At 59.4% G+C, this 24,733-nt stretch carries 30 protein-coding genes and 1 tRNA gene; 8 read left to right on the top strand and 23 right to left on the bottom strand.

Annotated features, from left to right (window positions below; all coding sequences use genetic code 11):
- Positions 1 to 3: 3 nt before the first annotated feature.
- The gene (locus FHW37_RS18465; RefSeq protein ID WP_145638997.1) at positions 4 to 435 is read right to left on the bottom strand and encodes a DUF2948 family protein; all 432 of its coding nucleotides are present in this window, start codon (positions 433 to 435) and stop codon (positions 4 to 6) included.
- 380 nt (positions 436 to 815) lie between these two features.
- On the opposite strand from FHW37_RS18465, the gene FHW37_RS18460 reads away from it, so the two are divergent.
- On the top strand, positions 816 to 2,630 hold the full coding sequence (locus FHW37_RS18460; RefSeq protein ID WP_145638996.1) for a bifunctional diguanylate cyclase/phosphodiesterase: 1,815 nt from the start codon (positions 816 to 818) through the stop codon (positions 2,628 to 2,630).
- Between the two features lie 72 nt (positions 2,631 to 2,702).
- Here the strand turns inward: FHW37_RS18460 and FHW37_RS18455 are convergent, their stop codons facing one another.
- The 3 genes from FHW37_RS18455 to FHW37_RS18445 all read right to left on the bottom strand — a co-directional run bounded on the left by FHW37_RS18455 (position 2,703) and on the right by FHW37_RS18445 (position 5,311).
- Positions 2,703 to 3,545, bottom strand: a complete 843-nt coding sequence (locus FHW37_RS18455) for an oxidoreductase (protein WP_145638994.1) — start codon at positions 3,543 to 3,545, stop codon at positions 2,703 to 2,705.
- A gap of 145 nt (positions 3,546 to 3,690) precedes the next feature.
- On the bottom strand, positions 3,691 to 4,983 hold the full coding sequence (gene murA / locus FHW37_RS18450) for a UDP-N-acetylglucosamine 1-carboxyvinyltransferase (RefSeq protein WP_145638992.1): 1,293 nt from the start codon (positions 4,981 to 4,983) through the stop codon (positions 3,691 to 3,693).
- A 130-nt stretch (positions 4,984 to 5,113) separates the two neighbouring features.
- Entirely contained in the window at positions 5,114 to 5,311 is a 198-nt protein-coding gene (locus tag FHW37_RS18445) for a hypothetical protein (RefSeq protein ID WP_145639343.1), read from the bottom strand.
- 154 nt (positions 5,312 to 5,465) lie between these two features.
- Here FHW37_RS18445 and FHW37_RS18440 point away from each other — a divergent pair.
- The 3 genes from FHW37_RS18440 to FHW37_RS18430 all read left to right on the top strand — a co-directional run bounded on the left by FHW37_RS18440 (position 5,466) and on the right by FHW37_RS18430 (position 7,195).
- Positions 5,466 to 5,540, top strand: a tRNA-Thr gene (locus FHW37_RS18440).
- A 189-nt stretch (positions 5,541 to 5,729) separates the two neighbouring features.
- On the top strand, positions 5,730 to 6,608 hold the full coding sequence (locus FHW37_RS18435; protein WP_145638989.1) for a tyrosine-type recombinase/integrase: 879 nt from the start codon (positions 5,730 to 5,732) through the stop codon (positions 6,606 to 6,608).
- 74 nt (positions 6,609 to 6,682) lie between these two features.
- Positions 6,683 to 7,195 carry an HNH endonuclease signature motif containing protein gene (locus FHW37_RS18430; RefSeq protein WP_145638987.1) on the top strand — a complete coding sequence of 171 codons (513 nt, stop codon included), beginning with the start codon at positions 6,683 to 6,685 and terminating at the stop codon, positions 7,193 to 7,195.
- A gap of 25 nt (positions 7,196 to 7,220) precedes the next feature.
- Here the strand turns inward: FHW37_RS18430 and FHW37_RS18425 are convergent, their stop codons facing one another.
- Together FHW37_RS18425 and FHW37_RS18420 are read right to left on the bottom strand one after the other, a co-directional pair.
- Positions 7,221 to 7,691: a hypothetical protein gene (locus FHW37_RS18425; protein WP_145638985.1), complete on the bottom strand. Its 471-nt coding sequence runs from the start codon at positions 7,689 to 7,691 to the stop codon at positions 7,221 to 7,223.
- Positions 7,669 to 7,953 carry a hypothetical protein gene (locus FHW37_RS18420; RefSeq protein WP_145638983.1) on the bottom strand — a complete coding sequence of 95 codons (285 nt, stop codon included), beginning with the start codon at positions 7,951 to 7,953 and terminating at the stop codon, positions 7,669 to 7,671. Before FHW37_RS18420 ends, FHW37_RS18425 begins: the two co-directional genes overlap by 23 nt.
- Positions 7,954 to 8,045: 92 nt before the next feature.
- Here FHW37_RS18420 and FHW37_RS18415 point away from each other — a divergent pair, with 92 nt between their 5' ends.
- From FHW37_RS18415 to FHW37_RS18400, 3 genes are all read left to right on the top strand, one after another.
- Positions 8,046 to 8,339 (top strand): hypothetical protein, encoded by a 294-nt coding sequence (locus FHW37_RS18415; RefSeq protein WP_145638981.1) that lies wholly within the window; start codon positions 8,046 to 8,048, stop codon positions 8,337 to 8,339.
- A 647-nt stretch (positions 8,340 to 8,986) separates the two neighbouring features.
- On the top strand, positions 8,987 to 9,196 hold the full coding sequence (locus FHW37_RS18405) for a hypothetical protein (RefSeq protein ID WP_145638977.1): 210 nt from the start codon (positions 8,987 to 8,989) through the stop codon (positions 9,194 to 9,196).
- Between the two features lie 242 nt (positions 9,197 to 9,438).
- Positions 9,439 to 10,167: an SDH family Clp fold serine proteinase gene (locus FHW37_RS18400; protein ID WP_210249303.1), complete on the top strand. Its 729-nt coding sequence runs from the start codon at positions 9,439 to 9,441 to the stop codon at positions 10,165 to 10,167.
- A 36-nt stretch (positions 10,168 to 10,203) separates the two neighbouring features.
- Here FHW37_RS18400 and FHW37_RS18395 read toward each other — a convergent pair whose 3' ends face one another.
- From FHW37_RS18395 to FHW37_RS18350, 10 genes are all read right to left on the bottom strand, one after another.
- The gene (locus tag FHW37_RS18395) at positions 10,204 to 10,563 is read right to left on the bottom strand and encodes a hypothetical protein (RefSeq protein WP_145638973.1); all 360 of its coding nucleotides are present in this window, start codon (positions 10,561 to 10,563) and stop codon (positions 10,204 to 10,206) included.
- A gap of 11 nt (positions 10,564 to 10,574) precedes the next feature.
- A complete protein-coding gene (locus FHW37_RS18390) occupies positions 10,575 to 11,282 on the bottom strand; it encodes a peptidoglycan recognition protein family protein (protein WP_145638971.1) in 708 nt (235 codons plus the stop codon).
- A 65-nt stretch (positions 11,283 to 11,347) separates the two neighbouring features.
- Positions 11,348 to 12,160, bottom strand: a complete 813-nt coding sequence (locus tag FHW37_RS18385) for a hypothetical protein (RefSeq protein ID WP_145638970.1) — start codon at positions 12,158 to 12,160, stop codon at positions 11,348 to 11,350.
- An 11-nt stretch (positions 12,161 to 12,171) separates the two neighbouring features.
- Positions 12,172 to 14,394, bottom strand: coding sequence for a hypothetical protein (locus tag FHW37_RS18380; protein ID WP_145638968.1), 2,223 nt, complete (start codon positions 14,392 to 14,394; stop codon positions 12,172 to 12,174).
- 32 nt (positions 14,395 to 14,426) lie between these two features.
- On the bottom strand, positions 14,427 to 16,589 hold the full coding sequence (locus tag FHW37_RS18375; protein ID WP_186458310.1) for a phage tail protein: 2,163 nt from the start codon (positions 16,587 to 16,589) through the stop codon (positions 14,427 to 14,429).
- Complete coding sequence (locus tag FHW37_RS18370; protein WP_145638964.1) at positions 16,586 to 17,005, bottom strand: DUF6950 family protein; 420 nt, start codon at positions 17,003 to 17,005, stop codon at positions 16,586 to 16,588. Before FHW37_RS18370 ends, FHW37_RS18375 begins: the two co-directional genes overlap by 4 nt.
- The gene (locus FHW37_RS18365; RefSeq protein WP_145638962.1) at positions 17,002 to 17,583 is read right to left on the bottom strand and encodes a transcriptional regulator; all 582 of its coding nucleotides are present in this window, start codon (positions 17,581 to 17,583) and stop codon (positions 17,002 to 17,004) included. The genes FHW37_RS18370 and FHW37_RS18365 overlap by 4 nt, the downstream gene beginning before the upstream one ends.
- 6 nt (positions 17,584 to 17,589) lie before the next feature.
- Positions 17,590 to 17,802: a hypothetical protein gene (locus tag FHW37_RS18360; protein ID WP_145638960.1), complete on the bottom strand. Its 213-nt coding sequence runs from the start codon at positions 17,800 to 17,802 to the stop codon at positions 17,590 to 17,592.
- Positions 17,803 to 17,806: 4 nt separating this feature from the next.
- Entirely contained in the window at positions 17,807 to 18,532 is a 726-nt protein-coding gene (locus FHW37_RS18355; protein ID WP_145638958.1) for a hypothetical protein, read from the bottom strand.
- Positions 18,532 to 21,735, bottom strand: a complete 3,204-nt coding sequence (locus tag FHW37_RS18350) for a tape measure protein (protein WP_186458309.1) — start codon at positions 21,733 to 21,735, stop codon at positions 18,532 to 18,534. Before FHW37_RS18350 ends, FHW37_RS18355 begins: the two co-directional genes overlap by 1 nt.
- A 152-nt stretch (positions 21,736 to 21,887) precedes the next feature.
- On the opposite strand from FHW37_RS18350, the gene FHW37_RS18345 reads away from it, so the two are divergent.
- The gene (locus FHW37_RS18345; RefSeq protein ID WP_145638954.1) at positions 21,888 to 22,280 is read left to right on the top strand and encodes a hypothetical protein; all 393 of its coding nucleotides are present in this window, start codon (positions 21,888 to 21,890) and stop codon (positions 22,278 to 22,280) included.
- Positions 22,281 to 22,292: 12 nt separating this feature from the next.
- Here FHW37_RS18345 and FHW37_RS33630 read toward each other — a convergent pair whose 3' ends face one another.
- The 7 genes from FHW37_RS33630 to FHW37_RS18315 all read right to left on the bottom strand — a co-directional run bounded on the left by FHW37_RS33630 (position 22,293) and on the right by FHW37_RS18315 (position 24,731).
- Positions 22,293 to 22,436: a hypothetical protein gene (locus FHW37_RS33630; protein ID WP_186458327.1), complete on the bottom strand. Its 144-nt coding sequence runs from the start codon at positions 22,434 to 22,436 to the stop codon at positions 22,293 to 22,295.
- A 32-nt stretch (positions 22,437 to 22,468) separates the two neighbouring features.
- Positions 22,469 to 22,849 carry a gene transfer agent family protein gene (locus FHW37_RS18340; RefSeq protein WP_246690816.1) on the bottom strand — a complete coding sequence of 127 codons (381 nt, stop codon included), beginning with the start codon at positions 22,847 to 22,849 and terminating at the stop codon, positions 22,469 to 22,471.
- On the bottom strand, positions 22,849 to 23,286 hold the full coding sequence (locus FHW37_RS18335; RefSeq protein WP_145638950.1) for a phage tail tube protein: 438 nt from the start codon (positions 23,284 to 23,286) through the stop codon (positions 22,849 to 22,851). The genes FHW37_RS18340 and FHW37_RS18335 overlap by 1 nt, the downstream gene beginning before the upstream one ends.
- A gap of 69 nt (positions 23,287 to 23,355) precedes the next feature.
- Positions 23,356 to 23,820 carry an HK97 gp10 family phage protein gene (locus tag FHW37_RS18330; protein WP_145638948.1) on the bottom strand — a complete coding sequence of 155 codons (465 nt, stop codon included), beginning with the start codon at positions 23,818 to 23,820 and terminating at the stop codon, positions 23,356 to 23,358.
- Positions 23,789 to 23,986: a hypothetical protein gene (locus tag FHW37_RS18325; protein ID WP_145638946.1), complete on the bottom strand. Its 198-nt coding sequence runs from the start codon at positions 23,984 to 23,986 to the stop codon at positions 23,789 to 23,791. Before FHW37_RS18325 ends, FHW37_RS18330 begins: the two co-directional genes overlap by 32 nt.
- Positions 23,986 to 24,387 carry a DUF3168 domain-containing protein gene (locus FHW37_RS18320; protein WP_186458308.1) on the bottom strand — a complete coding sequence of 134 codons (402 nt, stop codon included), beginning with the start codon at positions 24,385 to 24,387 and terminating at the stop codon, positions 23,986 to 23,988. The genes FHW37_RS18325 and FHW37_RS18320 overlap by 1 nt, the downstream gene beginning before the upstream one ends.
- Positions 24,384 to 24,731, bottom strand: a complete 348-nt coding sequence (locus FHW37_RS18315) for a head-tail adaptor protein (protein ID WP_145638942.1) — start codon at positions 24,729 to 24,731, stop codon at positions 24,384 to 24,386. The genes FHW37_RS18320 and FHW37_RS18315 overlap by 4 nt, the downstream gene beginning before the upstream one ends.
- Between the last annotated feature and the right edge of the window lie 2 nt (positions 24,732 to 24,733).

The following is a 24,733-nucleotide window of genomic DNA, read 5'->3' as shown; positions in this document are numbered from 1 at the left end:
GGATCAGGGATGACGCGGCTTGGAAGCGGTTTCCCATGCGCCGCCGATATCCGCAAGTGCCACTTCGATGCATTCGACATCGAGCGCGATGCTTGCCTTGCCGGAAAGAAGCAGCTCGATCGTGCCCTCTGGGCCCTCGCCCTTCTGGGTGAAGCTGATCGCCAACAGCGACTGGACGTCGTCCTTGTGATTGCGCTCGATACCTGTGGAACGCACCGCCTCGACACGCTTGAACACGAGCGCTGCCCGATGCCGCTCAAAACCTTTGCGCTTCTTGCCGGCCTTCTCCCAGTCGAAACGGTTTGCGGCCAGCGAAAAGTTCTTTTCCGTGGCCGACCAGCGGATATCGCCCACCTTGAAGACGGCGTCCTGCATATGCGCGGAGATGACGGCAAGGTCATCGGTATCGAGCGCCATCAGTTTCAGCTCGGTCATGCGTTTCGTTCCATTCTGGCCATCTCGCTGGCCGTTTCATTCGGACCCCAGGCCCCTGCAGGCCGGCCGGTTGTGCTGTTGAATTTGAGATAGGATGGCAAAGGCAAAGAAGCAACGGGAGATGAGGCCAGTTACTGCCGCCAGCGGCCGAAACACGAATCACCGCGCGGGCCCGCTGCCAAAGAGCGGCCAAACGCGTGATTTACCAGAATTGACAATCGTCAAATCAGCTACTGATATGCTGGCGATGCAGATTCTTCGCCATATCTACAATTACTTCGTCTTATATAACGAGATACTTACCATTTCCTCCAACAGTGTCCGACAAGCACGGCTTTCGGGCGGTGGGGGAAGTTGAGCAACTCGGCGGAAGGGGCACCATGCGAGTAGAGCTTCAGCGTGAAATACTGGATATGCTCGCGCTCGGCTGTACGGTCGAGCAAGCCTGCAATTACATCTGCAACTACGCGGAACAGTGTGCCGAAGGTGTGCTCTGCTCGATCGTCACCGTCGACCGCGACGGATTGATCCATCCGCTTGCGGGTGCAAGCATCGCCCCGGCCTATTCCGAAGCACTTGACGGGATCATGATCGGGCCGGGTGTCGGCACCTGCGGTACGGCCGCCTTTCTGCGCCGGCCGGTCACCGTCGACAACATTTTTACCGATCCCTATTGGGCGCCCTACCAAAACCTTGCCGAAATACTTGGCAGGGAACATGGCGTAAAAGCCTGCTGGTCCAGCCCGATCATGCAGAGCGACCGGCGCGTGCTCGGCGCCTTCGGGTTTTATTACAAGGAGAACCGCGGGCCGACGAGCGAAGAGCGGGCGATCGTGGCGGAATGCGTGGCGCTTTGCGCGCTCGTGCTGGAACGCGAAGAGGTCCGGGCCGAGAACCAGCGGCTTGCCTATTTCGATCCGCTGACCGGGCTTGGCAACCGCACCAATTTCATCCGCACGCTTGAAGCCGAGGCGGCAAGAGCCGTCAGGCCATTCGGCGTGCTGCTGATCGATATCGACCATCTCGGCCGCATCAACGACGCTTTCGGCCACGCCACCGGCGACAGGCTGATCATCGAAGTCGGCGATGCGATCGGCCGGATTGCCGGACGTGAAATGACTTTTCGGGTGGATGCGGACGAATTTGCCGTTCTCGTCCAGGGCGACCCGGCTTCCGATCTGCCGGCAATCTCCAAGCGGATCCGGCGGGCGATGGAGCAGAACCCGTTGCAGGAAGGCGACCACAGCCTGCCGCTTTCGGCGAGCCTGGGCGGCGCGATCTGCGACCCGTCCGAGAATGCAGACGTTCCGGCCTATCTGAAACACGCCAATCTCGCACTTCACCATGCCAAACGGACGGCGCGCGGCAATTTCGTTCTTTATAGCGGCGATCTCGCCGGCGCGATCACCCAGCGGTTCAACACGCTGCAGACCGTCACGCGGGCGCTTGCGGAAAACCGGGTCGAAGCCTTCTACCAGCCGATCGTCCGGCTCGATACGCGCCAGATCGTCGGCCTGGAAGCGCTCTGCCGTATCCGCACCGATGACGGGCAGATCATTTCCGCCGGTGCCTTTGCCGAAGCCCTGCAGGACCTGTCGATGGGGCATCTGCTCACCGACCGGATGCTCAGCCAGGTGGCCCGCGATCTCAGCGGCTGGCTCCATCAGGGGGCACCGCTGCACTATGTCAGCGTCAATGTCTCGATGGCCGATTTCGACCAGGGCGACCTGCGCCAGCGCATCGGCGAGGTGTTTTCGCAGCATGGCGTGCCGGCCGGCAATGTCGTGATCGAGGTCACCGAATCCGTCTACATGGACGATGGGGACCGCAAGGTTGCCGGTACGATCGAGGACATGCGTTCCGACGGGCTCAAGGTGGCACTAGACGATTTCGGCACCGGTTATGCCTCACTCACCCATCTCCTCAATTTCCCGGTCGATATCGTCAAGATCGACAAGACCTTCGTCGACCGCATGTCTGGCGGCGCCGGCGAGGTGATCATCAAGGCGCTGCTCGACATGGCGGCCGGTCTTGATGTGCGTATCGTCGCGGAAGGTGTCGAGACCGCCGACCAGGCCCTGCGCCTGCAACGCCTCGGTTGCCGTTATGCCCAGGGCTATCTGTTCGGCCGCGCCGTCGACCATGATGCGATGACAAAGATGCTGCTGCAGGCCAAACAGCGTATTCCCGCCTGACACCACAAGCCGGCATGAAACGGCCCGAAATCGTTTCCGATTCCGGGCCGGGAAAAACAGTCAGCTCGACGCTTATTTCGGGAAATCGGCCGAGAGGCTGAGATCCTTCAGCCCTTCGATCTCGGCAAGCCGTTCCTTCAGCTTGCCGGTAATGCCGTTATAGGCAAGCTCACCCAGCACAAGATGCCGCGGCGGATTGGTGCTTTCGACGACCTTGATCATTGCCTCGCCTGCCCGCACCGGATCACCCGGCTGCTGGCCGCTATAACCTGCCGTCGCCGACATACGGGCGCCGGCCGTCTCGGCGTAATCGGCAATCGTCACCGGCGTCTGCTTCAGTGAGCGACCGGCCCAGTCGGTGCGGAACGGCCCTGGTGCCACGCAGGTGACCTTGATACCGAGCGGTGCGCCTTCGGCCGCAAGCGAATCCGAAAAACCTTCGACTGCATGCTTGGTGGCGGCGTAATAACCGGAGCCCGGAAAACCAACGAAACCGGCCTGCGAGGTGAGGTTGAGGACATGGCCCTTGCGACGGGCCCGCATGCCCGGCAACACGGCGCGGGTCATGGCGAAGAGGCCAAACACATTGGCATCGAACATGGCGCGGATCTCGTCTTCCTCGCCCTGCTCGATCGCGGCCTGATAACCGTATCCGGCATTGTTGACGAGAACATCGATACGGCCGAATTTTTCCTCGGCGGCTTTCACCGCAGCGGCGATCTGGCCGGCATCGGTGACATCGAGATCAAGCGCAAGCACATTGTCATGGCCGGCGACGAGATCGGCGAGACGCGCCTTGTCACGGGCCGTCACGACGGTCGGCCAGCCATGGCTGATCGTGAGTTCCGCAAGGTCATGGCCAAAGCCTGTCGAACAGCCGGTGATGAACCAGACGGGGGAAGAAACATCAGTCATTCGGGAAATCTCCGAGGGAAAGCCGGATCATGCAATATGAGGCGGGAGATAAAGGGATGCGTTTCCAGACATAGGGATGCAAAAAGGGACGGCAAGGTTTCCCTCGCCGTCCCTCTTCAAAAAACAGTGTGCCCGGAAGGAGCGATCAGCCGCTGACGCGTTCGACCACAGCGCCGCAGCGGGTGAGCTTTTCTTCCAGCCGCTCGAAACCGCGGTCGAGATGATAGATGCGGTTGACCATGGTCTCGCCTTCGGCGGCAAGGCCGGCGATGACGAGCGACACGGAGGCACGCAGGTCGGTCGCCATGACCGGAGCGCCCTTCAGGCGCGGCACGCCTTCGATACGCGCCATCTGGCCGGAGAGCGAGATGCGGGCGCCGAGGCGGGCAAGCTCCTGCACGTGCATGAAGCGGTTTTCAAAGATCGTTTCGGTAACGTGCGAAACGCCCGAAGAACGCGTCATCAGCGCCATGAACTGGGCCTGCAGGTCGGTCGGGAAGCCCGGGAAGGGTTCGGTGACGATATCGACCGGCTGGATGCCATTGCCGTTGCGCACGACGCGCAGGCCACTTTCCGTCTGCGTAATCTCGGCACCGGCAAGGCGCAGCGTATCGAGCGCATTATCCAGCAGCGAGGCATCGGTATCCTGCAGCAGCACATCACCGCCGGTCATGGCGACGGCCATGGCATAGGTGCCGGTCTCGATGCGATCCGGCAGGACACGGTGGCGAGCGCCATGCAGCGAGTCTACGCCTTCGATGGTGATCGTCTTGGTGCCGGCGCCGGAAATCTCTGCGCCCATGGCCGTCAGGCATTTTGCCAGATCGACGATTTCGGGCTCGCGGGCGGCATTGTCGATGATCGTCGTGCCCTTGGCGAGCGTCGCCGCCATCAGGAGAACATGCGTCGCGCCGACCGAGACCTTCGGGAAGGTGTAATGTGTGCCGACAAGGCCGCCGGCCGGTGCCGTGACATTGACATAACCGCCATCGATCTCGATCTCGGCGCCAAGCGCTGCCAGGCTCTCAAGGAAAAGATCGACCGGCCGTGTGCCGATGGCGCAACCGCCCGGCAGCGAGACACGGGCGCGGCCCTCACGGGCAAGAAGCGGGCCGATGACCCAGAAGGAGGCGCGCATCTTCGAGACCAGCTCGTAAGGCGCGACCGTATCGACGATCGTACGGCAGGTGAAATGGATGGTGCGGGCATAACTTTCCGACTGGCTCTCGCGACGGCCATTGACGGAAATATCGACGCCGTGATTGCCGAGGATGCGCAGGAGCTGCTCGACGTCCGCCAGATGCGGCACATTTTCGAGCGTCAGCGTATCGCTGGTCAGAAGCGAGGCGATCATCAGCGGCAGTGCGGCATTTTTCGCGCCCGAAATCGGGATTGTGCCACGCAATTCATTGCCGCCGGAAATTCTGATGCGATCCATGGTTGGTATACTCTTCCTCTCAAGCGCGAAAGGTTGCGTCCTTAGACGAATTCCGCTGCTGCTTCAATCTGTGTCAAAATATGCGCCGGTAAAGCCCGCACCCCCGCAAAGCCCGTTGCTTACGCATAGGTCAGGATGATTCGTCCGTTTTTGCGGCAGGCAGCCCTTGCGTCTCATCCGCCTCGCCGGAACGGCGGGCGCGGGCCTGGCCCTTGCGGCGCATCAAATTCTCGCGCAGCTTGGCTGCGGCGCGCACCTTTCGCTCCTGCTCGCGCCTTTCGGCAGCGGTAAGGCTTTTATCCTGCGAGTTCTCATCTTTTTTCGGCATGTTTCTCCATAACGAAAAAGCGACGCCGGTGAAAGGAGACAGCAAGTTTTCCGCAGGCTTGTGAAAGAACTTGGATTTTGCCGCTTGCACTGGCGATGAACCTATGGCAATAGCCCCCTCGCTGGCGACACGATCTACCCGCGCCGGCCTGAATGCTGCTATAGCTCAGGGGTAGAGCACTCCCTTGGTAAGGGAGAGGCCGAGAGTTCAAATCTCTCTAGCAGCACCATCCACCCCCTCTGAAAAGACTGACGTTTTCGTTGTTTTAGAGCCTTACGACAAGGCGTCTCCCAATGCGCGAAACGACGGAACATAATGCGAAATCACGCGCATAAACGTGCAAATCACGTGCAGTGCGTTCCTAGTTCGTTCGCGATTTTGCGAACGTTCAGCCCATAGTTTTGCGTTGAGGGTTATCATGGAAATGTCGTTCCGGACGGCGATCGCCGCCCCATCTCTGCATCCATCTTACGTAAGCCGCACCTTCGCGGAAGCTGCAGCCAGCTACATCGAACATGGCGGGGAAGTAAGGTATCTGGAAAAGATCCTTCCGCATCTTGGCCCCAAACACATGGCCGAGATTTTCCCTTTCGATATCCGCTCCCTTGCGGACAAACTTTATCCAACACAAAGCAACGCCACCAAAAACAGGTGCGTCGTCACACCCGTCAGGGCGATCTGCCATCATGCCTACGACCGAGGCTGGGGGCCGCCGTCGCGCATTCGTAATTTCAGGGAGGAAAGGCCGAAGAGGAAGAAGGCTGCGTCACAGGCTTGGCTGCACGCTTTCGTTCGGCAGTGCGAGGAGGATGGGCTTCATCACCTCGCCGGCCTAGTGCTCTTCATGAGCCAGACGGGCGCGCGAATATCAGAAGCCGTTGCACTTAAATGGAGTGAGGTGGATATGGTCAGCAGGACTGCACTGCTGCTCAAAACAAAAACGGAGCGAAATTCGCTCCGTCATCTCACCGACCAGCTTGTTGCTAGACTCTATAAGCTCCGAGAAGCCGCTGAGCCTTGCGACCACGTCTTCCGGTATAAAAATCGCCACGCGGTCAACGAGCGGATCTTCGCTGTCTGCAAACGCGCCAAGATCACTTATAAATCATCGCACACCTGCGGGAGACATGCCTTTGCAAACATCACGCTTGGCATGGGCATCGACATAAAGTCAGTGATGGATGCCGGAGGATGGCGTAGCACCTCTATTTTTCTCGGCGTCTACGTAAACCCGAGAAATGCCGGCCGGATAGTTGCCGACCGGCATAATCTCTATCAATACGAGAGCGACCTATAGATATCGCGCCTTCCGGATCGACTAATGTGGTACGATGTCTACAATCCTACCGAACCAATCGAAAGGAACTTCCCGTGGAGACGGACACCGAAAAAGAAAGTAGGGACATTCCCGCGGATTTGCGGCGGCGCGTCTTAGTCGAAGCAGGTCACCGGTGCTCGATACCAACTTGCCGCGAAATTTACGTCGATATCCATCACATCGAGCCATGGGCAAAAACTCGCAAACACGAGTACCACAATCTAATATGCCTATGCGCAAATTGCCACAGAATGGCTCATGATGGAAAAATCGACCGAAAGAGCCAGTACCTGTACAAAGCCAATGTTCGTTACGTGCATGACAAATTTAGCCAACTGGAAGTAGATATTCTTCTAAGCTTATCAAGAGAACTACCAGGCTTTGAAATTGCTTTCCCGGTCTTCAATTTGATCCTCATTAACAGGATTATCGCAGCTGGCCTCCTCACCCTTAGACAACCTTCTGGCGGAACAATGCAATTCGGGATGGATACGAGCCCCCGATTCCTAAGCCTATCTGCCGCTGGCAAGAAGTTCTTGGAAGAGATCAGCGCCCACGAACTTTAACCGCATCCGATTGCGGCAATCCACGTTACGGATAAAATCGCGTCATCGTCGTCCAGAACGGATGGCAGCGGTGAAACACCTGCACGAAACTGTTCTGCCGGACTTCGCCGGCAGGCATCGTAAGGCGCCACGGCCCCGCCCGTTGCGTGCCGACCGGCCGGTTCGGGCTTGATGTATCCTCAGGGTCCTTGACCGGCGTCATCGAGATCCGCTCGAAATCATTCGCCTCACTCCCGCGATACCACGCGATGCCCATGTACTCGCACCCGCGCAACTTCGTGAACTCCGCTCGCACCAGGCTTGTGTCAGGCGTCAACTCGCGGACCTCGGTTATGGTCAGCTTGCTTAGCACGGGGCGATATCGGGTCTCGATATCCGGCCCCAAGAGAAAGAAGCTGTAGAGGCCGCAAAACAACCCAATCGAGCCGAACAGGGTTTTGAGAAGCGCCAGCCCGCTCGGAATGGGCAAAGCGTCAAGGAGTTGGGGGCGGGACATTAAGCCCTCCTTTCACAATGAAGGTTACGACCGCTGCAATCAGAGCGCCGAAGAAGGCCAGCAGCGCCCACTTTCCGAGGCTCCAGAGATCTGAAACCGATTGCTCGGTTCGCTCTTGGTTTTCCTCGAACCTCTTGTCACGCTCGTCGCGGACAGCCGCCTGCGTCTTCAGGTCTGCGACTTCCTTGGTCAGTACAGTCAGGCTGGCGGCAAGCTGGGTATGGTCTTTGCGCAGAAGATCGATGCTGTCGGAGTTGGTCATTTCGATGGGAACCCCACAGCTGGCATGAGCATGAATGCGGAAGCGATAACGAGCGTCTTGACTCTTTCTGAATATGAGAACATTCAGAGAACATGACCGATCAAAATTTGATTAAAGCGTTCGATGAATGGTGGGCCAGCAGTCCGGATCGCATCCCGACGAAGAGAGCGCGCGCCAATGCCTGTCTGGCATTTCTTGCCGGCTGCAAGGCTGCGACAACGACCAAAAGCTACCGTTTTCAGGCTGGACGATGGATTGTGACCGTCTCGGCTACAACTCTCGCCGAGGCTCAACGCCTTGCTTTGAGGAAGCTTGATCAGCGAGCGGAGAGGATCGGCGCCAGCCGGCCGCCTAATGGCTGGCAGATCCGTCAGGTGATGCCATGACCCTTCCGAGACTGAAAGACTACCGCGCCGACACAATCGATATGTCGTGCCGCCGTTGCGATCGGCACGGCGTCTATGACCGCAAGGCTCTGGTCAAGAGGTTCGGCGCAGCGATCGAGTTCGTCGAGCTTCGACGCATACTGGCAATCGGCTGCGACCGTCGGGGCACAGACCGGTGCGAGGCCTGCTTTCCGTGTCTCTTGACCGCAAACATCCTGATCGAGACAAGACGATGAGCGACGGGCTGTGACCAGCAATGGCACATGGGCCGGCATGATCGCGCTGAATATGCGATACGATGTCTTTTGCGAGCCCTGCCGGCGCAGCGTTGAGATCGATATGACGAAGCTGCCGCCAGAGGGTAGAGCGATTAACGTTACTTTCCGATGCGATCAATGCGGCGGCCCCGGTCGGAGCATCGTCAGCCACCGAAGTGTTACCATGTCGATTCCAAGAAACCGGCCGCTACCCCGCATATGACGCTTAAGCGACAAGAGATCACGGTGATTCGCGCTAACGTTAACCAGTTTGACGAAAACACAGTTTTTTTGCCTAATCATTTCAATGGTTAGGAACGAATTAACTTTCGAGCAAGTTTCCAAACGAAAAATATCGTGTGATAACGCGCAAAAAATAGGGAGAGCGTCATGACCATCACGACTAAATCAGATCCCCGATTTGAGCAGTTAGAGAGCATAGAGCGGCAAGTTAAAGATATCCCGAATATAACTCAGATCATGGATATCGTAGCAAAGACCGAAAAGTTGAGTGAAATTTACAGCGCGTACACATCAGTAAGTTCGGTTTCTCAGCCGCTCTCAAACGTTCAATACGCTAGTGTTACCCGGTTGATCTAATGCCGAGCTGGGGGGAGATCGGTAATGAGATTGCTGCTGGCCTTCAGGAAACTGGGGGCACAGGTGTTTATCCAGACGGTGTGGGTGTAATTGATCGGGTCCGGAGAACGCACTTAGCCAGAGTAAGTGAGCTAACAGGCCGCCCTACGGTATTATATGCAACGAGATGGACGATCAGTGGATCGCCTTTTTCTGCGCCGCCGGACACACTTTCGATAGTCTATGAAGACGTCCACGGCTTTATGGAAACGATGCATGGCCTAGGCTCCGATGAGCTAAATCTTATAATCCATAGCCCGGGCGGATCTCCCAACGCTGCTGCCGCAATCGTTCAATATATCCGTTCGAAATTCTCGAATGTAGTTGCGTACGTGCCGCATATGGCCATGTCTGCTGCTACGATGATCGCCTGTGCGTCCGATAGAATAGTGATGGGACGGCATTCCTCAATCGGCCCTGTAGATCCGCAGTTCAATATGCAGACGAGCCTTGGCGTTAGGATGGTACCGGCTCAGGCAATTGTTGCGCAGTTTGAGAAGGCCAAAGAGGAATGCAGAGATCCAGCGAAACTGGCGGCCTGGGCGCCTATGCTTGCTCAATATGGACCCGATCTCTTGGTGGCGTGCAGCAACGCTCAGGAGCTCTCTAAACAGCTCGTTACAGAATGGCTCAGCACATGGATGTTTGCGGGAACAGAAAACCCGAAAGAGCGTGCGAGTGCATTAGCCGAATGGCTCTCCAACCATGACGAATTCAAAGACCACGGAAGACCTATATCCCGCGACGAGGCTGTTGCTCATGGTCTGTTTGTAGACCCGCTTGAGCAAAATCAGGAAATCCAGGACGCGGTTCTGTCTGTCTTCCATGCTACATCCCACACATTCGCTGCGACAGCCTGCGCCAAAATCATCGAGAACAACATCGGGAAAGCGTTCTTGAAGATGCTCAACGTGGGATTTGCCCCACAATAGAATGTTTGGCGGGGGGGCTTGTGATTTGCGGCTGGGTTACTGGCCGAGCGGTTTCTTTGCGACCCAGCGGCCATAGAGCGAGAACGCCGCGCCGGCCATCACGCCAGCGCCCGTCACGACAGCCGTAATCAGGCCCTGCTCTTCGGGGCTGAAACTGTGGCCGATGATCGGGCCGATCACGACGGATGCCATGGCAACATAGTTGCCGACCGTCACACGCGACTGATACCAGGGCTCGGAATTGGTGACATGAGCAACGACCGGCGCAACCTCGGCCAGAACCTTCGACGTGACCTGCGGAACATCCGCAGGACTCATCTTCGTCGTGAATTCCTCGGCCGCCTTCGCCGCCCCCTTCTGGACAGCGGCGCGAACTACATTTTCGACTGCAGACATGGGAGACCCTTTCACAGGAGAGATTTGACCATGGCGCGCATCTGATCGCCGATGACGATTGAGCCTTTGATGCTGTCATCGAAGGGAAGCCGGGAAATGTCCCACTTGCCCCTCTGCGTGATGCCGAGCGTTTCCTGCACCTCGGCATGACTGAGGACCGTCTTGCGATCGACTTTGATGCCGTAGCGCTTGCAGAGCTGCGCAAGGACGGAGGCGAGCGCATCCCATTGAGCGCGCGTGATTGGCTGCTTGCCGGGATTGAACGGACTTTCCACCGCGAGCGCCATGCCGCAGAGCGAAACGCCGATCGAGCCGGTATTGCAGTTGAGGGTATGGGCCGCATACCCCTTCTTGGCCGCAGGCTCGCTGTTCAGGTCGATGGAGGGAAGGCCGCGAACAAGCTTCCCGTCACCCTCGATCAGGACGTGGTAATGCTCCTTGTCGAGTTCGCTCGCCTTGTTCTGCCCTGCGGTCCAGTGGAAGATAATGCGACTGATCTTTGCCGCCGGTAGCCAGGCGTCGGGAATATCGGATGACCTGATCGGAACAGAAGGCGCAGGCACGGAAACCTTGACGCCACGCCGGGTTTCAAGTTCGTCGAGCGCTGCACCAACCGCGGCCAGCGTTTCGCCGCCGGGATCGCCATCGGCGCCATAGGTTGGGAGAGGAAAGCCAAGCGCCATCAGGCGCCGCTGCAGAGACTGCACGGTCGTGTTCATTGTTATGTCCTATGTGCGATGATCGGCCCTTGCCGAGTGGTTATGGCGACGAGACTGCAGCGCGATCAGATGATATTGTAATGCGTCCGCATGCCGTTCATCAGGTTTTCCAGCAGAGCAAGGTCCACGGCAGTCCGATGGAAGCTGCGCGAGAAGGCCAGCGTCTTGCCGATATTCCCCTTCCAGGCGGTTGCCGTGGCGCCGATCGCATATCCGACAGACAGGCGCGTCATCCGGCTCAAGACCGGATTCGTGTTGACATCACCCGACGCGACCGGAGCGGCCGTCGTGTTGATGTAGACGCGGGTCTGCCCAACGGCAGCATCGTAGGAATAGGCCAGTACGAAAGGTATGTCTGCCGCCGGCACGCTGGCCAGATCGAGGTTTGCGCCGCCGGTTCCACCGCCTGGCCGGAAGCTCATGCCCTTGGTCGAGGTGCCGAAAAAGCGGACGAACTGCTGGAAAGCCGGGACATCAGGATTGTAGGCGGACCAGAGGATGCCATCCGTCGTGCCGGCACGCATCGCCGCCGCGAGATCGCAGGCACAGACGAAGGTGAAGCTTGCAGAATTGCCGAGACCACCCGGCCCAATGTCGAGGCCGTACGCATCGCCCGGGCACTTGAGAACATTCCGGCCGCCGTATTTGCCGGCAACCGTGCCGATCGTCATGGAGGCCGTCAAGGGATATGCGATCAGGCGTCCGTCACCCTTGGAGCGGCTGATCTCACCCTTTGCCTTCAGCTTTTCCGGATCGAGATAATGCTCAAGGCCCGGCATCTGCGCTGCGGCGACATCCACCGCATCCTGCGTGATCGGCGGCAGGCCATTGCCGTTGAATACCGGGCCTGCGTTGACGCTGACAAGCTGTCCTACCATTGCTTTCTTCCTTACAGAGTGACGGCGATGCGCTGGTGGCACGCCCAGTTATACATTTTCTGTCCGAGACGATCGGTGTCGGGGGATGTATCGCGAAGGCAGCAGCGGGCGCCGACAGCGCGGCCGGTTCCCGTGCCTGCCGCCGCGTCGAGAGCCACACGGATTGCCTGATCGGTACCGGTCGGAACCGCAGACAGCGTGATCAGCAGCGTGGTTGCCGATGCGATGGCAACCGAGTTGATGGTGACGGTATTGCCGTTGCCTGCGTCCGACCATTTGAAGCCGTAGCTTCCCGGGTCGGTCACGCCCACGGTGTCCAGGGTCAGTGAGCCGGACGGGACATTGTAGGTCACGAGAACCTGCGCCCCGGTTCTGACGGCGGAGAGAGCGTAGAGAGGCTTTGGCGAGCTGCCGGCCATCAGCTGTCCGATTGCCCGACCCATCATCGCGCCCTGCAGATGCTGGCCATTGGCGTCCATGTGGGCGCCGTCGACATAGGTGTATTGGTACTTCGGGCCGATCAGCACGCACTTGGTCGGGTTGGCGAGAAACGCGGCGAGCTGATCAAGCGGAACGTTCGGGCCTGCGCTATAGTTCGGGAACGAAGCGAGTTGCGAATAGACGACCGGAACCTGTCCGCTAGCCGGCAGGCCATTCATCTGGCCGACCAGAGCGGTAATGTCGGTCTGAAGCTCCTGCAGCGCCGCCAGATAGACGCCGGCAGCACCGCCCGCATTGCCTTCGCCTTGGTCCCAGCACAGTGCAGGGATCTGGAAATCGAGCCCCAGCATCGCAGCCTTGAGACGTGCTCGCCAGCATCCCAGAACAAGGTTGTTCCAGGCAATGGTTCCCTTCTTGACGGTGGCATAGTCTGCGCTGCCAATGCCGTAGAGAGCGCCGAGTGCCGCGTCCTGGATCGGGCGAACGCCTGTCAGCTGATAGAGCGAGGACGTCATGTGCGTCTCGCCATTGCCGCCGGAGCGGATTTCCTGAGCGTCAACGATATCGTTCAGGAAGTAACCCGGGATCGGCCGAAAGTACTGTTGGTTCTGGTCATTGCCGAGCACGCGCGGACCAATGCCATACATCAGCGCCCGGCCTGCGCGCGGCGGCGTGGGTGTCAGAACCGTGGCGTTCGCCGCTCCGACACTGTTGGACTGGCCGGAAGAAGGCAGGTGAAGCAGGCGCGAAACGTCCGCCGAAATCGTGTCAGCCGATCCGATAAGGGGAGTTTCGATCGTCAGGCCGGTCGGCGTCCCATCGTCGATGATCAGACGCAGCAAACCGCCGGCAAGGCTGACATGGGCGATGTTGCCGGTGTTGGTGAGCTTGGAGATGCGCTTTGTCGCGGCAGACCAGAGGTAGGCATTTCCTCCCGAGACCCAAGCCGTGTATCTCGTCACGATGAGATCGACATCGTCATAGTCGGTGGCCGAGATCACCCGCCCCGCATAATCCGTCCTCACCGTCTTGTAGTCGGCATGCATGAGGGCGTTGAAGGTTTGCCCCGCGATCTCTACCCCGCCATCGTGCCGGAAACCGAGGCCTACCGTGCCGGATTCACCGCCGATCACATGCGAATAGGTATCATCGAGCAAGGGTACTTCATTCGAACGAAGCAGCCACGCCCGCCCGTCGAAATCCAGCGTCATCAGCGGCTTTCCGGTCGTCTGGTCGACGACGCCCCAGGACGCATATTCGGAAAGGAGGCCCTGCAGGTCCCTGATGGATACGATATCAAACGCAGCCTGCTGCGCGATCGAAATCGGCTTATTGGCGTCGGACGTGTTGTTGACGTTGTTCAGCGCCAGCATCACCTTAACGGCAACTGCGGTCAGGTATTCGATAACACCTGTCCCGGCGGTCTGCCGTCCGAGAATGGTCGAGGTCGGTGCGCCGTTCGGATCGAAATAGTTGCCCACACGACGCCACCCCGCAGGCGACGCGCTCCAGCGATAAATGCCGGCATTGTTGACCGTGCCACCAGCGACCGGATCGGTATGCGTGCCAGCATCGGACGGGACTTCTGCGGCCTGGCCAACCTTCGTGCCAGTGACGGAGGCCAGCGCCGCCCACGACTCCATTCGAATGCTGCCGGCAAGGGCCGCGTCGATCGAGGCCTCAAGTTCGGTCGTATAGGTCTGAACCTCTTCGTTCACGACCCTGCGCGCAGTGCCATTGGAATTCGTCGGCGCGAACACTTCCGCGCCCCGGCGTGTGAGACCAAGTGCCATGTTTTCTCTCTAGATTGGTTGGTTTGCCGCCCTTACGACGAGGCTATCGTTCGGCTGTAGGTGCGCGCCGGCCCCGCGGAACCGTCACTGACAATGCTCTGGATCTGCCATTCCACCTGGTTTCCCAAGCTGCCGGTGTATGTGTTCGCTATGGTCACGACTTGGCCCGGACGGACATTGGTGTTGCTGATCGTCACGAACGAACCCCATGCGGCACTGGAATTGGCACGGGTTCGGCGCTGCAGCCTCAAGGCAGCCGTGCGCAGCTCCGGAGCGCTGAACGTGCCGGTCAGTGTCGCACTGGTGTCTGTTCCGCCAACGACCGCCGTGACCACGGTCGGCGCTGCAGGCGCGGTAACGCTGACGGTCGGGACGACGGTCAGGTAAGGAGAAAAATAAGACCCGTCATCGCCCTTGAAGACGCGAACACGTGCATCGATCGTCCGCCCCGTCGCGTCGCCGCCGGCCCACGCCATCGTTGCGGCATTGGCATTCGGATATTCGACCATTCCCTGCCACGACGCCGGCAATCCGGATGTGTAGACCCGGTAGTTTGCCTCGGCGACGTCGTAATCCTGACTTGGAAGCGCGAAGGAGATCCGCAGTTCCCGGCTGCCATCCGGATAGGTGATCTGCAGGGCAGCAGTTGGCGCGGCCGGCGTCACAAGGTCCGTTTCCGATCCAAAGTCTGGAATAGGAGCCGGCGCTACAGCCTCCATCGTGGTCGGGTTCCATGCCGGCAGGGCAGGCCAGACCGAGAAAGGAATTTCGACCATACCCTGGTCGTCATCAACGCGCGGCGCCTCAAGCCGCAGAGGCAGGACGTCGCCAAGATCCGGAAGCGTGACTTTCCCGTAAAGGCAGCCCCACGCTGCAAGGCCCACCATGTCGAGGTTCATGACGCCGGTATCGGCGCGGGCCTGCACGAACTTGCGGCGACCAATCACCTGCGCCTGACCGGCATCCGGGCAGAATGGAAGATCGATATCGAGATACTTTTCACCGTATCGGGTGATTTCATCCTCGACGCTTGCCCATGCAATCCCTGTCAGGTCGATCTCGGCGCTGTCATAATTTCGCTCGGCCGAATAGAAGGTGATGCGGCAGATATTGGGCCGCTCGACCGCTTCCGGCCCGCTACGCCAGGTCAGTTCGTAATTGTCCGAGGGCGTGAAATCGATCTCGCTCACATGCGTATCATCGATCAGCTGGAACCAGATTTTTCCGGCATCGGTCACGCGGAGCTCTACCCCAACCGAATCCATCAGCTGCTGCATCACGTCAGCCCGCGCCGTTTCCCATCCCCAGACACCACAGGCGCGTGCGCGTTTTCTCGTGCCTGTTTTCGTCGCGACAAGCGCGTCGGCTTTGGTTGCCTCAGCTGCGATCAGGTCCCAATCGAACATCGAGTAGAGAAAGGCGGAATCCCGTCGCAACACGTGGGCGCAGGCAAGGATGCCATTGTCCGACCATTTCCAGGTCGAACGGTCCGTTCCTGACTGGCTACTGTCGCGCGGATCATAAATCAGGGAGGCGCGAACCGTCTGCTCGGTGTCGGGAACGCCACCCTGATAGAGCGTGAAATATTTCGTTTCCTTGAGCCCGGGATTGTACCAGAGGATGAGCGACTGGAAGATGCCGCGCACCTGGTGGTCGGTTGTCCAAAGCGTCGGGAACAGGGACATGAGCCCACCCCACGCAGTTTCGTTCCCGGTCCCGATCTTGTTCTTCCAGTTTGCCCACGAGCCACCCTGCCGGGACCATGGAGGAGACGTCACGTTGCCGTCGTCATCAACCGCCACTTCACGCCCGCCGATGAAATATTCCTCGATCGCGTCGATCGGACCCTGCAGCCGGCATATCAAGCGGGCACGTGTCGATCCGTCCGAATTTCCGAAAGCCTTGACGCCGCCGACGCGGACACGGCCGATACCTTCCTGTACCTGCGCTTCGCTTGTCTCAAAGGTGCTTTTGGCGTCGGATGCCTTGATACCCGGAACGCTTTTCGCCCCCAGCAGGGATGCGCCCACCGCAAGAGCCGGTACGGCAATCAGCGAGATCGCGTTGGCGATGGCGCCCGGAACGCCGATCGTGTAGAGCGCCGAAAAGATAGCAAAGCTGATCGGCTCGGCATGCGCCGGGGTTGCCCCGACATAGGCCGCCGAAGCAAGCAGAATGATGCGCGTAAACTTCACTGGACCGCCCATACCTTGACGATGGTTCGCGGCCGAGGCCGCAGCAGGCGCGCGCCGGTCGGCTCCGCCCGCCATGCGAAAATGCCGTGGTTCAAAAAGATGCCGCCGATCTGGCCGGCAAAGTGCGTGTCGATAATCCCGACATCGCCGGCTTGCGGCTCATCGAACCGTTCATGTAGCCCGTATTTCGAGAGCGCACCCGACCAGAGCGCCGCCAGCGAACCGGCCTTGGCTATATGCGCCTGCGCCTCTTCCCGCGACCGCCAGGCAGGCAGCGCCATGCGTCGGCCGCGAACGCTCTCGACCCACGCCCTTGCCCATGCCGTGCAGTCGCTTTCGCCCCAGATGGTCGGCTGCTCGAACGCAGCTTCTGCATAGGCATTGGCGCGCACCGCCATGTCGTCCGCTAACGTCATGCCCTGATCAGCTCCTGAATTTTGGTGCCGATGAAATCGAGCCCCTTGTCACCGGGGTAGCGCCGCCGCTGGTCGGCCGGGTTCCATTTGCCGCCGAACTGGTAGCTCTGGCTCTGCCAGGGGCCTTCGATCGAAAAGGCGATGGTGCGGATGCCGGTCCCGGCCCAGCGAATGACCGGCGAGGACAGCTTGCCGGGCCAAAGCTTTTTCATGCCGCCGGACCAGGGCTGCGCCGTCTCCTGGTCGAAGGCGCACCAGTAGACATCAGCCCGCCGGCCTTCCAGTTCTCTCGCGACAGTCTTCACCGAACGCAGGAAATCGACATTCACGCCGGCAATGACGATATCGATCTTGGCCGCAACCCCGAACCGGGGCTCTTCGACCGCGCCGATGGAGACGAGCTGCGAGCCGCCCGGATCGGTAATGCCACGCCATTCGGCGCCAGCGATCTTGACGCGGCCAGCGCCACTATGAAGGCGAGCAGGGCCTGACGGCAGATCGAGCAGCGCGAACCAGACACGTGAAATATGGGGCCGGCGCAGATATGCGCGGTCGGCTTGGGAAAACAACGTTGCCATGCGATCCTACTGGTTTGCCGCCGTCCAGGCGTTCAGCTCACGTCGATGAAGGGTGACGAGATTGGCCACATCGATCTGCATGGCCTCTTTTTCTTCCAGGGACAGATCATCATCCGCCCGTCCCGGGATCGGATTAAGTGCCGCATTTAGCTCCGAGGCATGGATGGCCGCGAGATCCCGGCGGCTCATCGCCTCGACGTCCTCAAGCGTGCGCGCCATCGGCCTAATCCAGGAAGTAATCTCGCACGTCGTAATCGAACACTTCGACCAACGAGATGCTGAGATTTTCAAGATGCGATGGACCGCGCTCGGCGTCGGGCAGGTTATTGGCCATCAGGCGCATGGCCATGACCGGATAAAGGGTTGAAAAACTGCCGGAGGCGATATCCTTGCGGAGCGGCGGCCAGATCCGGTACTGCCCTGCGGTCTCCATCTCTTCCGTGATTTCGTAGAGGCCGAAATGAAGCGGAGAGAATCCGATCCAGTCACCCATACCGAGCAGTCCGCCCCAGAAAGCCGTACTCAGCCGGATCACCGTCGCATCCTGCGCTGCGCTCGACGCCACCGGAACAAGCGGCTTTGTCAGCTGCCAGTTTTCCCCGTTCGACCAGCCAAGCCCGTTCGAAAAAGGCATGCCGTCCTGTATCTGCTGCTGCGTGATCGAGGTGCCGGCCTCCGCGAACTTCATGCCATCCCAATCGCAGATCGAAACACGGACGGCATTGGCACCCTTGTTCAAGGCGGTGATCAGCCCCCGCGCCCTGCGGGCTGGAGCGCCCCGCAAGGGAGGAAAGGTGATCTGCATGGCGCGCGCCCCAAACGGGGAAGCAATCGTCTGCGTGAAATCGCCGATTGTCGTATCCGATGAGGCGCCGACCGCCTCCGGACCCGCAAGCCATTTCCATCGGTTCCAGCGCAGGCCCAATGGCCAGGAAAGCAATCTCGCCATCAGGGCCTGGTCTTTCTCGTGTTCTGTTGATGCTGGCGGCCGGCGACGCGCTTGCTTTCCGTGCGATCGCGCTGCTGCAGGCCGCGCTCGAGTCGCGACACCGCCGCCTGATCGGCGCCGCGTGCATCGATATGATAGGTCGGCGCATAAGTGCCGCCAGACGAAGACGATCCGGTTCGGCGCATCGTCGGCATCAGGGGTGCAGAGAGATTGGAGACATAGCCGCCATCCTTGAGCGCAGGCGCACCGCTATTGATCGCCTCAAGCAAGGCCCGGTGTTTTTTCGTCGCCGCAGCGTTGACCATGAATTCGCCGTTCGAACCCCAGAGCAGGACCTTGTCATCGCGAGGTCCGCCCGGGCCGCTGATCCTGCCGCCACCCGCCTTTTTCTGGATCGGGCCGCCATTCTTCAGACCGAAAAGGGAGAGGATGCCGCTACCCCCGCCGCCACCGATCCCGAAAAGGGAATTCAGCGAGGCGTCAATCAGCTTGTCGACGACCTTGTCGAGCGCGTTGGAAAGCGCCTCTGCAGCGGAGACGCCGTTGCGCAGATCCGAGATGAACCCCGATGCCACATCCTTGGCATCGCTCTTGAACTCATCGGCCGACTGCTTCACCCGATCCTGCGCGGCCTGCAGCTGTCCGGCGGCTGCAGTCGCTTCGCCCTGACCCTGCGCCAGCGCACGCATGGCGAGCGCCTGTTCGCGAGCAACGGGAGACAGGCCGGAAAGATCGCCCGTCAAAAGCTGCTGGACGCTCGAAAGCTCCCGCCCGGCCTCGGTGCCATCTTCCTGCGCAGCCGTCAGCAGTTCCGAAGCCATCTGGAATTCGGAGAGCTTGCGACCGTAGTCGTCGACAAGCGGGTTGAGCTGCTGGCGAATGCCGGTCTCTTCCTTCAGGCGCTCCAGGTAGCGCTGCTGGTCCTGCAGCGTTTTCGAAAAATCGTCACGCGCATCGAGCCGCTGCGTCCCGGCCGTCGTCATCCCGGCGCGGCGCTGGCCATAGGCAATCACGTCGTCGACGGTGCGACCGCCGCCGAGAATGGTCGGATTGGCGGCCACCGCGCCCTTGTCCAGCACCGATGATGCCAGCGTGCCGGGTGCAGCCTTCAGGACGTTGATTGCCCCCTGCGGCCCGAGGAAATGCGCGAGCTGCAGTTTGTACTCGTCTGCAGCGCCTGTGACCGAGATCCCTGCGGCCTTGAGCGCGTCAGAGTTTTCCCGCGCATACGCCTCGATCATAGCCTTAGATCGTTCGGCATTCGTGCGCAGCGCCAGGATTGCCGGATCGGACATGCCTTTTGCCTCATCAGGAAAATACTTCTTGAAGAGGTTGAGCCATGTGCTTTCGATAAACTGACCAAGACCCGTGGCTGAACTGCTCGGATTCTTCGCGTTGGCATTGCCGCCGGACTCCGCGCCGGCCACACGGCCGACAAAACCGGAAATGGCAGAATTCCCTGCACGAGCGTCGAGATTTTCCTGCGCCTGCTGGCGGATCTGAGCTTCCGACGCGATCGCGCCACCAACCACTTTAGAAATCGCCTCGCGAAGGCGTTTCATCTCGTCTTCCAGATCCTTCTGACTGTCTGTCAGCTGGTTGACGCGTTTTTCCTCGTCGAGAATCTTCTGACCTTCACTCTGTTGCCGGGTTACTTCGGCTTGCGCCTGTCGATCGGCATAATCAGCAGGAAGGGTGAAGCTACGCGTGCTCGCAGACAAGCTGTCTTTAGTTCTTGTTGCGAGCTCTCTTATAGCGCGCATTTGGGGAAATACTTCGCGCAGCTTCTCTATAAGCGCCCGCATTCCTGCGCTGACATCAACCTTGCCGATTTCATCTAGTCGAGTTCTGACTTGATCGAGTGAAAGCTTTCCGCCCTCAGCCTGATCAACAAGCTCCTTTAATTGCTTTGCTGCCCCGATATCGTTTGCGTTTCGATTCGGACCGGATCGCATTGCCGCGTTGATCTGTGCCCTGACATCGCCAAGCGTGTCGGCGCCGGCAAGACCAAGATAGTTCATGATGCTACGACCATTCATTCGGTCTAGTTCGTCGTTGATATCCGCGAGACGCTGACGCAGCTGGTCAGGTGCAAGCTTATCGAGTGATTTTGCAACGTCATCGACTTTACCGCCAAGACGCTCGGCGTTTATGCCGAGTGCGTCCATCTCCTGCTTCAGTCGTTCTGTACGTGCCGCAGCATCAATAGCCTTTCCGCCGAAGTAGGTAACAGCACCTACTGCTGCGACCCCTATGATAGCTGCGATCGGGCCGGCCGAAGCCCCCAGCAAAGAGAAAGCTGCACCAAGATCGCCAATGCTTCTGACCTGCTTGAAGAGCGAAAGGGCCTGCACCACGGCGCGCGCCGCCACCGCGCTGTCTCGAAGGCCGCCAATCAGTTTGGAAATAGAGCGCCCTACAAGCACTCCGGCGATAACCCCAGCAACCGTGACCACCGTATCGCCTACGACATCGAAATTGTCCGCCAGCGCGTTCAGACCCAACGCCAGCTGGCGCGAGGCGCCGAGGCTGCTATCGGCGGAACCGACATAGCGGATCAGGGCATTCTGGACCTTCGTGAAACCCTGTTCGATTGTCTGCGTCGAATTCGCCGCCATGGACTCGATCGAAGGCAGGCCCTTGAGGAAAGCCTGGAAAAACTGCTGGCCAGACACCTTCCCGTCATTGACCAGCTCTTTCAGCTTGCTGACCGAACCGCCCGCTGCATCGAGACCATTGGCGACCGCCATCAGGATAGGGCGCGCACCCTCATTGACGGAATTGAACTCTTCCGCCTGCACGCGGGCCGATCCGAGCAACTGCCCCAGCTGCGTCAGAGCGCCGGAAGCCTCTGGCGCCGACGTTCCCGCTACCCGCAGTGCAACAGCAACGCCGTCCGAAAACTTGATCAGGTCATCCTGCGACGCCCCGAGATTGTCAGAGGCCTGCGCTGCTTTGCCGAACAGACTTGCAAGCGCGGCAATCGGTGTCGCATTCCTCTGCGCCGACTGGTACAGCTGGTCGAGCACATTGGCCTGGTTGCGCCCCGTGACACCGGCAACGGCGAGACTGTTTTTCGCAGAAGTCCACGCATCGGCATATTTCATGACTTCTTGCACAGACAGCGCCGCCGCGACGCCGGTCAGCGGTGCGACAAGACTGGCCGCTGCACTCTTACCGATCTGGCCAAGCCGCTTATCCATTTGACTGGCACGGTTCTCGATCGCGCGAAACTGACGATTGCTGACACCTACAGCCCTTTGCGTGGCTCGCTCGTATGATTTAAGGTCAGCGGAAAGCTGAACAACGAGCTTTTCAATATCAACAACAGCCATGATTTTTCTCAGGGGAATTTATGTTTGGGAGAAAGTTCTACTGTGTTGCAGCGCTATTCATTGTCGCTGCTGGTCCTGCGACTTCTGCATCAGCGCAGCAAGCCGCGAAATTCTCGCCGGTTAAGCTGACAGCTGAACAAGTAAACACGGTTCAGAGAGGCGTCCGCAAAAGCTTGAAAGATCCGGAAAGCGCCCGTTTCGGTGGTTTTGCGGCAGCAGCAGAGAGCCCGAATGCTATAACGGTCTGCGGGGTAGTGAATGCAAAAAACAGCTATGGCGGCTACACAGGGAACCAACCGTTCATAGGCTTACTCTTCGGAAAATCATATCTAGTGGGTAAGATCGGCGGCTCTCAACAGGAGGCGGCCGTAGTGATCACAATGTGCCGTCAGCGCGGAATGGACGTGCGCTGACACAACCTCGCATCACTCATTGATCCAATCCCACAAGTCGTCTTCTTCCGCCTTCGTCATTCCTTCCTCGGCGCCATTCGCTTTCTGGAAGCCGTCGAGAGCGGCAAAATATTGCCACATCGACATGGCGCGAACATCTTGCGGCGTGAAGCCCATGACCGCGCCATTGCCATAGATGGCCGCAAATCTCAGCTTTCCGTTAGGAAGGTCGTCAAGCTGGGTTCCTGACTTGCGGCCTCTGACTCCCCCACCTCACCCTCTTCCGGTGCTCCTGCCAGGCCAGCCGACAGGATGCCCTGAGCATAGGGCACGTTTTCAGCCGGCGGCCGATTCTGGACGTAGTCGCGCACCTTCTTGAGGGCGTCGGCAGGTTTCATGCCACCACCGATCAGGCCAAGCCGAATGGTGTGAGCGATATCACCCATAAACCACTGTTCGGACATCAGCCGATTGAGGATGACATAGGGTCCGGCATTGCAGGCTTCTTGCAACAGTTCCAGCTCACCCCAGCCGAGGCGGAAGGTGTAATCACCGTCCGCCCATGGCAATGTAATTTGCGCGTCGCGCATCAGGAGACGACACGCGTCATCTTGCCGTCGCTCTGCAGGGAGACGGTGCCTGTTGCACGGCGGTTGTTGATGCCGGTGACTTCGAGGCTTTCGACATGAGCCTTGCCGGTCCAGGTGATCGTCTTGGCGGGAAATTCGGCGACGACCTTGATCGGCGTCGAATCTTCGCTCTCGACAGCATCCAGCCAGGTTTCGATACTCTCCTCGGCAATAACGGTTTCACCGCCGATCGACATCGACAGCGAGGTCGCATCGCGGCCCATCCAGGATACCTGATCCGGATCATCGCAGTCCGGCAACTGGAATTCTTCCAGACCCTTGTTGAAGGTCAGCGACCGCTGCGTGAGGCCGCACGGTACGGCATACACGGTCGGGGTTGCGTCATCGCCGAGCATGACCTTGATCCGGCCGCCCTTGATGCCTGTTGCTTCTGCCATGATCTATCTCCTTCGATGGCATGCCAAAACGCCCGCCGAGCGGCAGGAATTGAATTGATTGATGTCGGCTTACTTGCCGGCCGCCACAGCCCTGGCGGCGTTGCGGGTCGCCTTCCGGATGGCGCGCTTGGCCGGCTTCTTGTTTGCCCGCCAGCTAACGTAGAAGAAGGGCTGCGCGCGCGTGCCGGGGTTTTGCGATCCGGCATATAGACCCTTGTTGATATGGGGCGCCGTTCCGAACTCGACCCAGCGCGCCCAGTAGGCTTCGTCGTTGCCGGCATAGATCGTAATCGTCAGATCTGCACCGAGACTGGCCTTTGCCGTGGCAAGGACCATGGAACCCTTCGGCGCCTTACCCCATGTCCAGCCGATGCTTTCGCGAAGCGCCCCGGATTCGACAGGGACGAGATTTTTCATCATCGCGACGATATCGTCGGCAACAGCCTCCATTTCGGAGCGAATGTTATCGACGACGAGCTTCGGCAAGCGCCTGAGCTTGCGCTCAAGCCTCGCCAGATTGAGGATCTTCGCCATCCGACTTCTTTCTGGCCGGTGCCTTGACTGTGACGGCCTTGCCGGCGGCGATTGCCTGGTCAGCGCAGGCCCGGCGCACGGAAAGCTGCATGCCGGCGCGGTAGGCGATCAGCGAACTCCGCGTCGGGCGGAAATCGAAGTCTTCAGTGAAACGAACCCAGGCCATTATTCCTCCAGCTCCGCCGTTACCTGCACGACGCCATGGGCTGTGATGTTGTCGCGGTCGATGAAGGAGCGCATCAGGACCACGTTCAGGGAAATGAGCGCGCCACTGGAAAGCGGGCCTTCCTTTTCGTGCAGGGCGCCTTGGACCGCATCGACAAGCCTCTTGCAGCGCCAAAGCTTTCCGTCGTCGCGGGTCCAGCAATCGATCTGCACCGTCTCATCACGCCCACGCATGCATTCGGCATCGATCAACTCGATATCCGAAGCACCAAGGCTGATATAGGGAAACGACGTTTTCGACGTCGGGCCATCAATGACCCGATCCGCAACGATCGCTGCGACGGCATTATCTGCCTTCAGCAGCGAAAGAATAAGGTCCTGCAGGGCAACGGAAACACTCACGTGGCAACGCCGCCTTCCACGGTAAATTCGAGATAGAGCCGATCATCGGTCGGGACCGGACCGGAGCGGATATTAAAAATCTCGCCGGACCTAATATCGCGCATGCGCCAGGTCGGATCGATTAGCCGCGAAGCCGATGTGCTGCGAACCGTGACGACGATCGGCTGCGTGCCGGCAAGCCGGGCCGCCTGCACCGTCTCGCCACCGCGCAGGTAAAGGAATTTTGCCCAAACCTTTGTGGCGACATCATCGTCCGCAAAGCCCTCGACGATACCGCCATGACCGTCATCCGCCTGCACGGGGGAATCGAAAGCCACGCGCTTATCCAGATCACCAGCCTGCATGA

It is taken from the genome of Neorhizobium alkalisoli (genome assembly GCF_007829835.1).
GTDB lineage: Bacteria > Pseudomonadota > Alphaproteobacteria > Rhizobiales > Rhizobiaceae > Neorhizobium.
The sequence above is the reverse complement of the archived record's forward strand: the minus strand, read 5'-3'. Positions and strand labels throughout refer to the sequence as shown.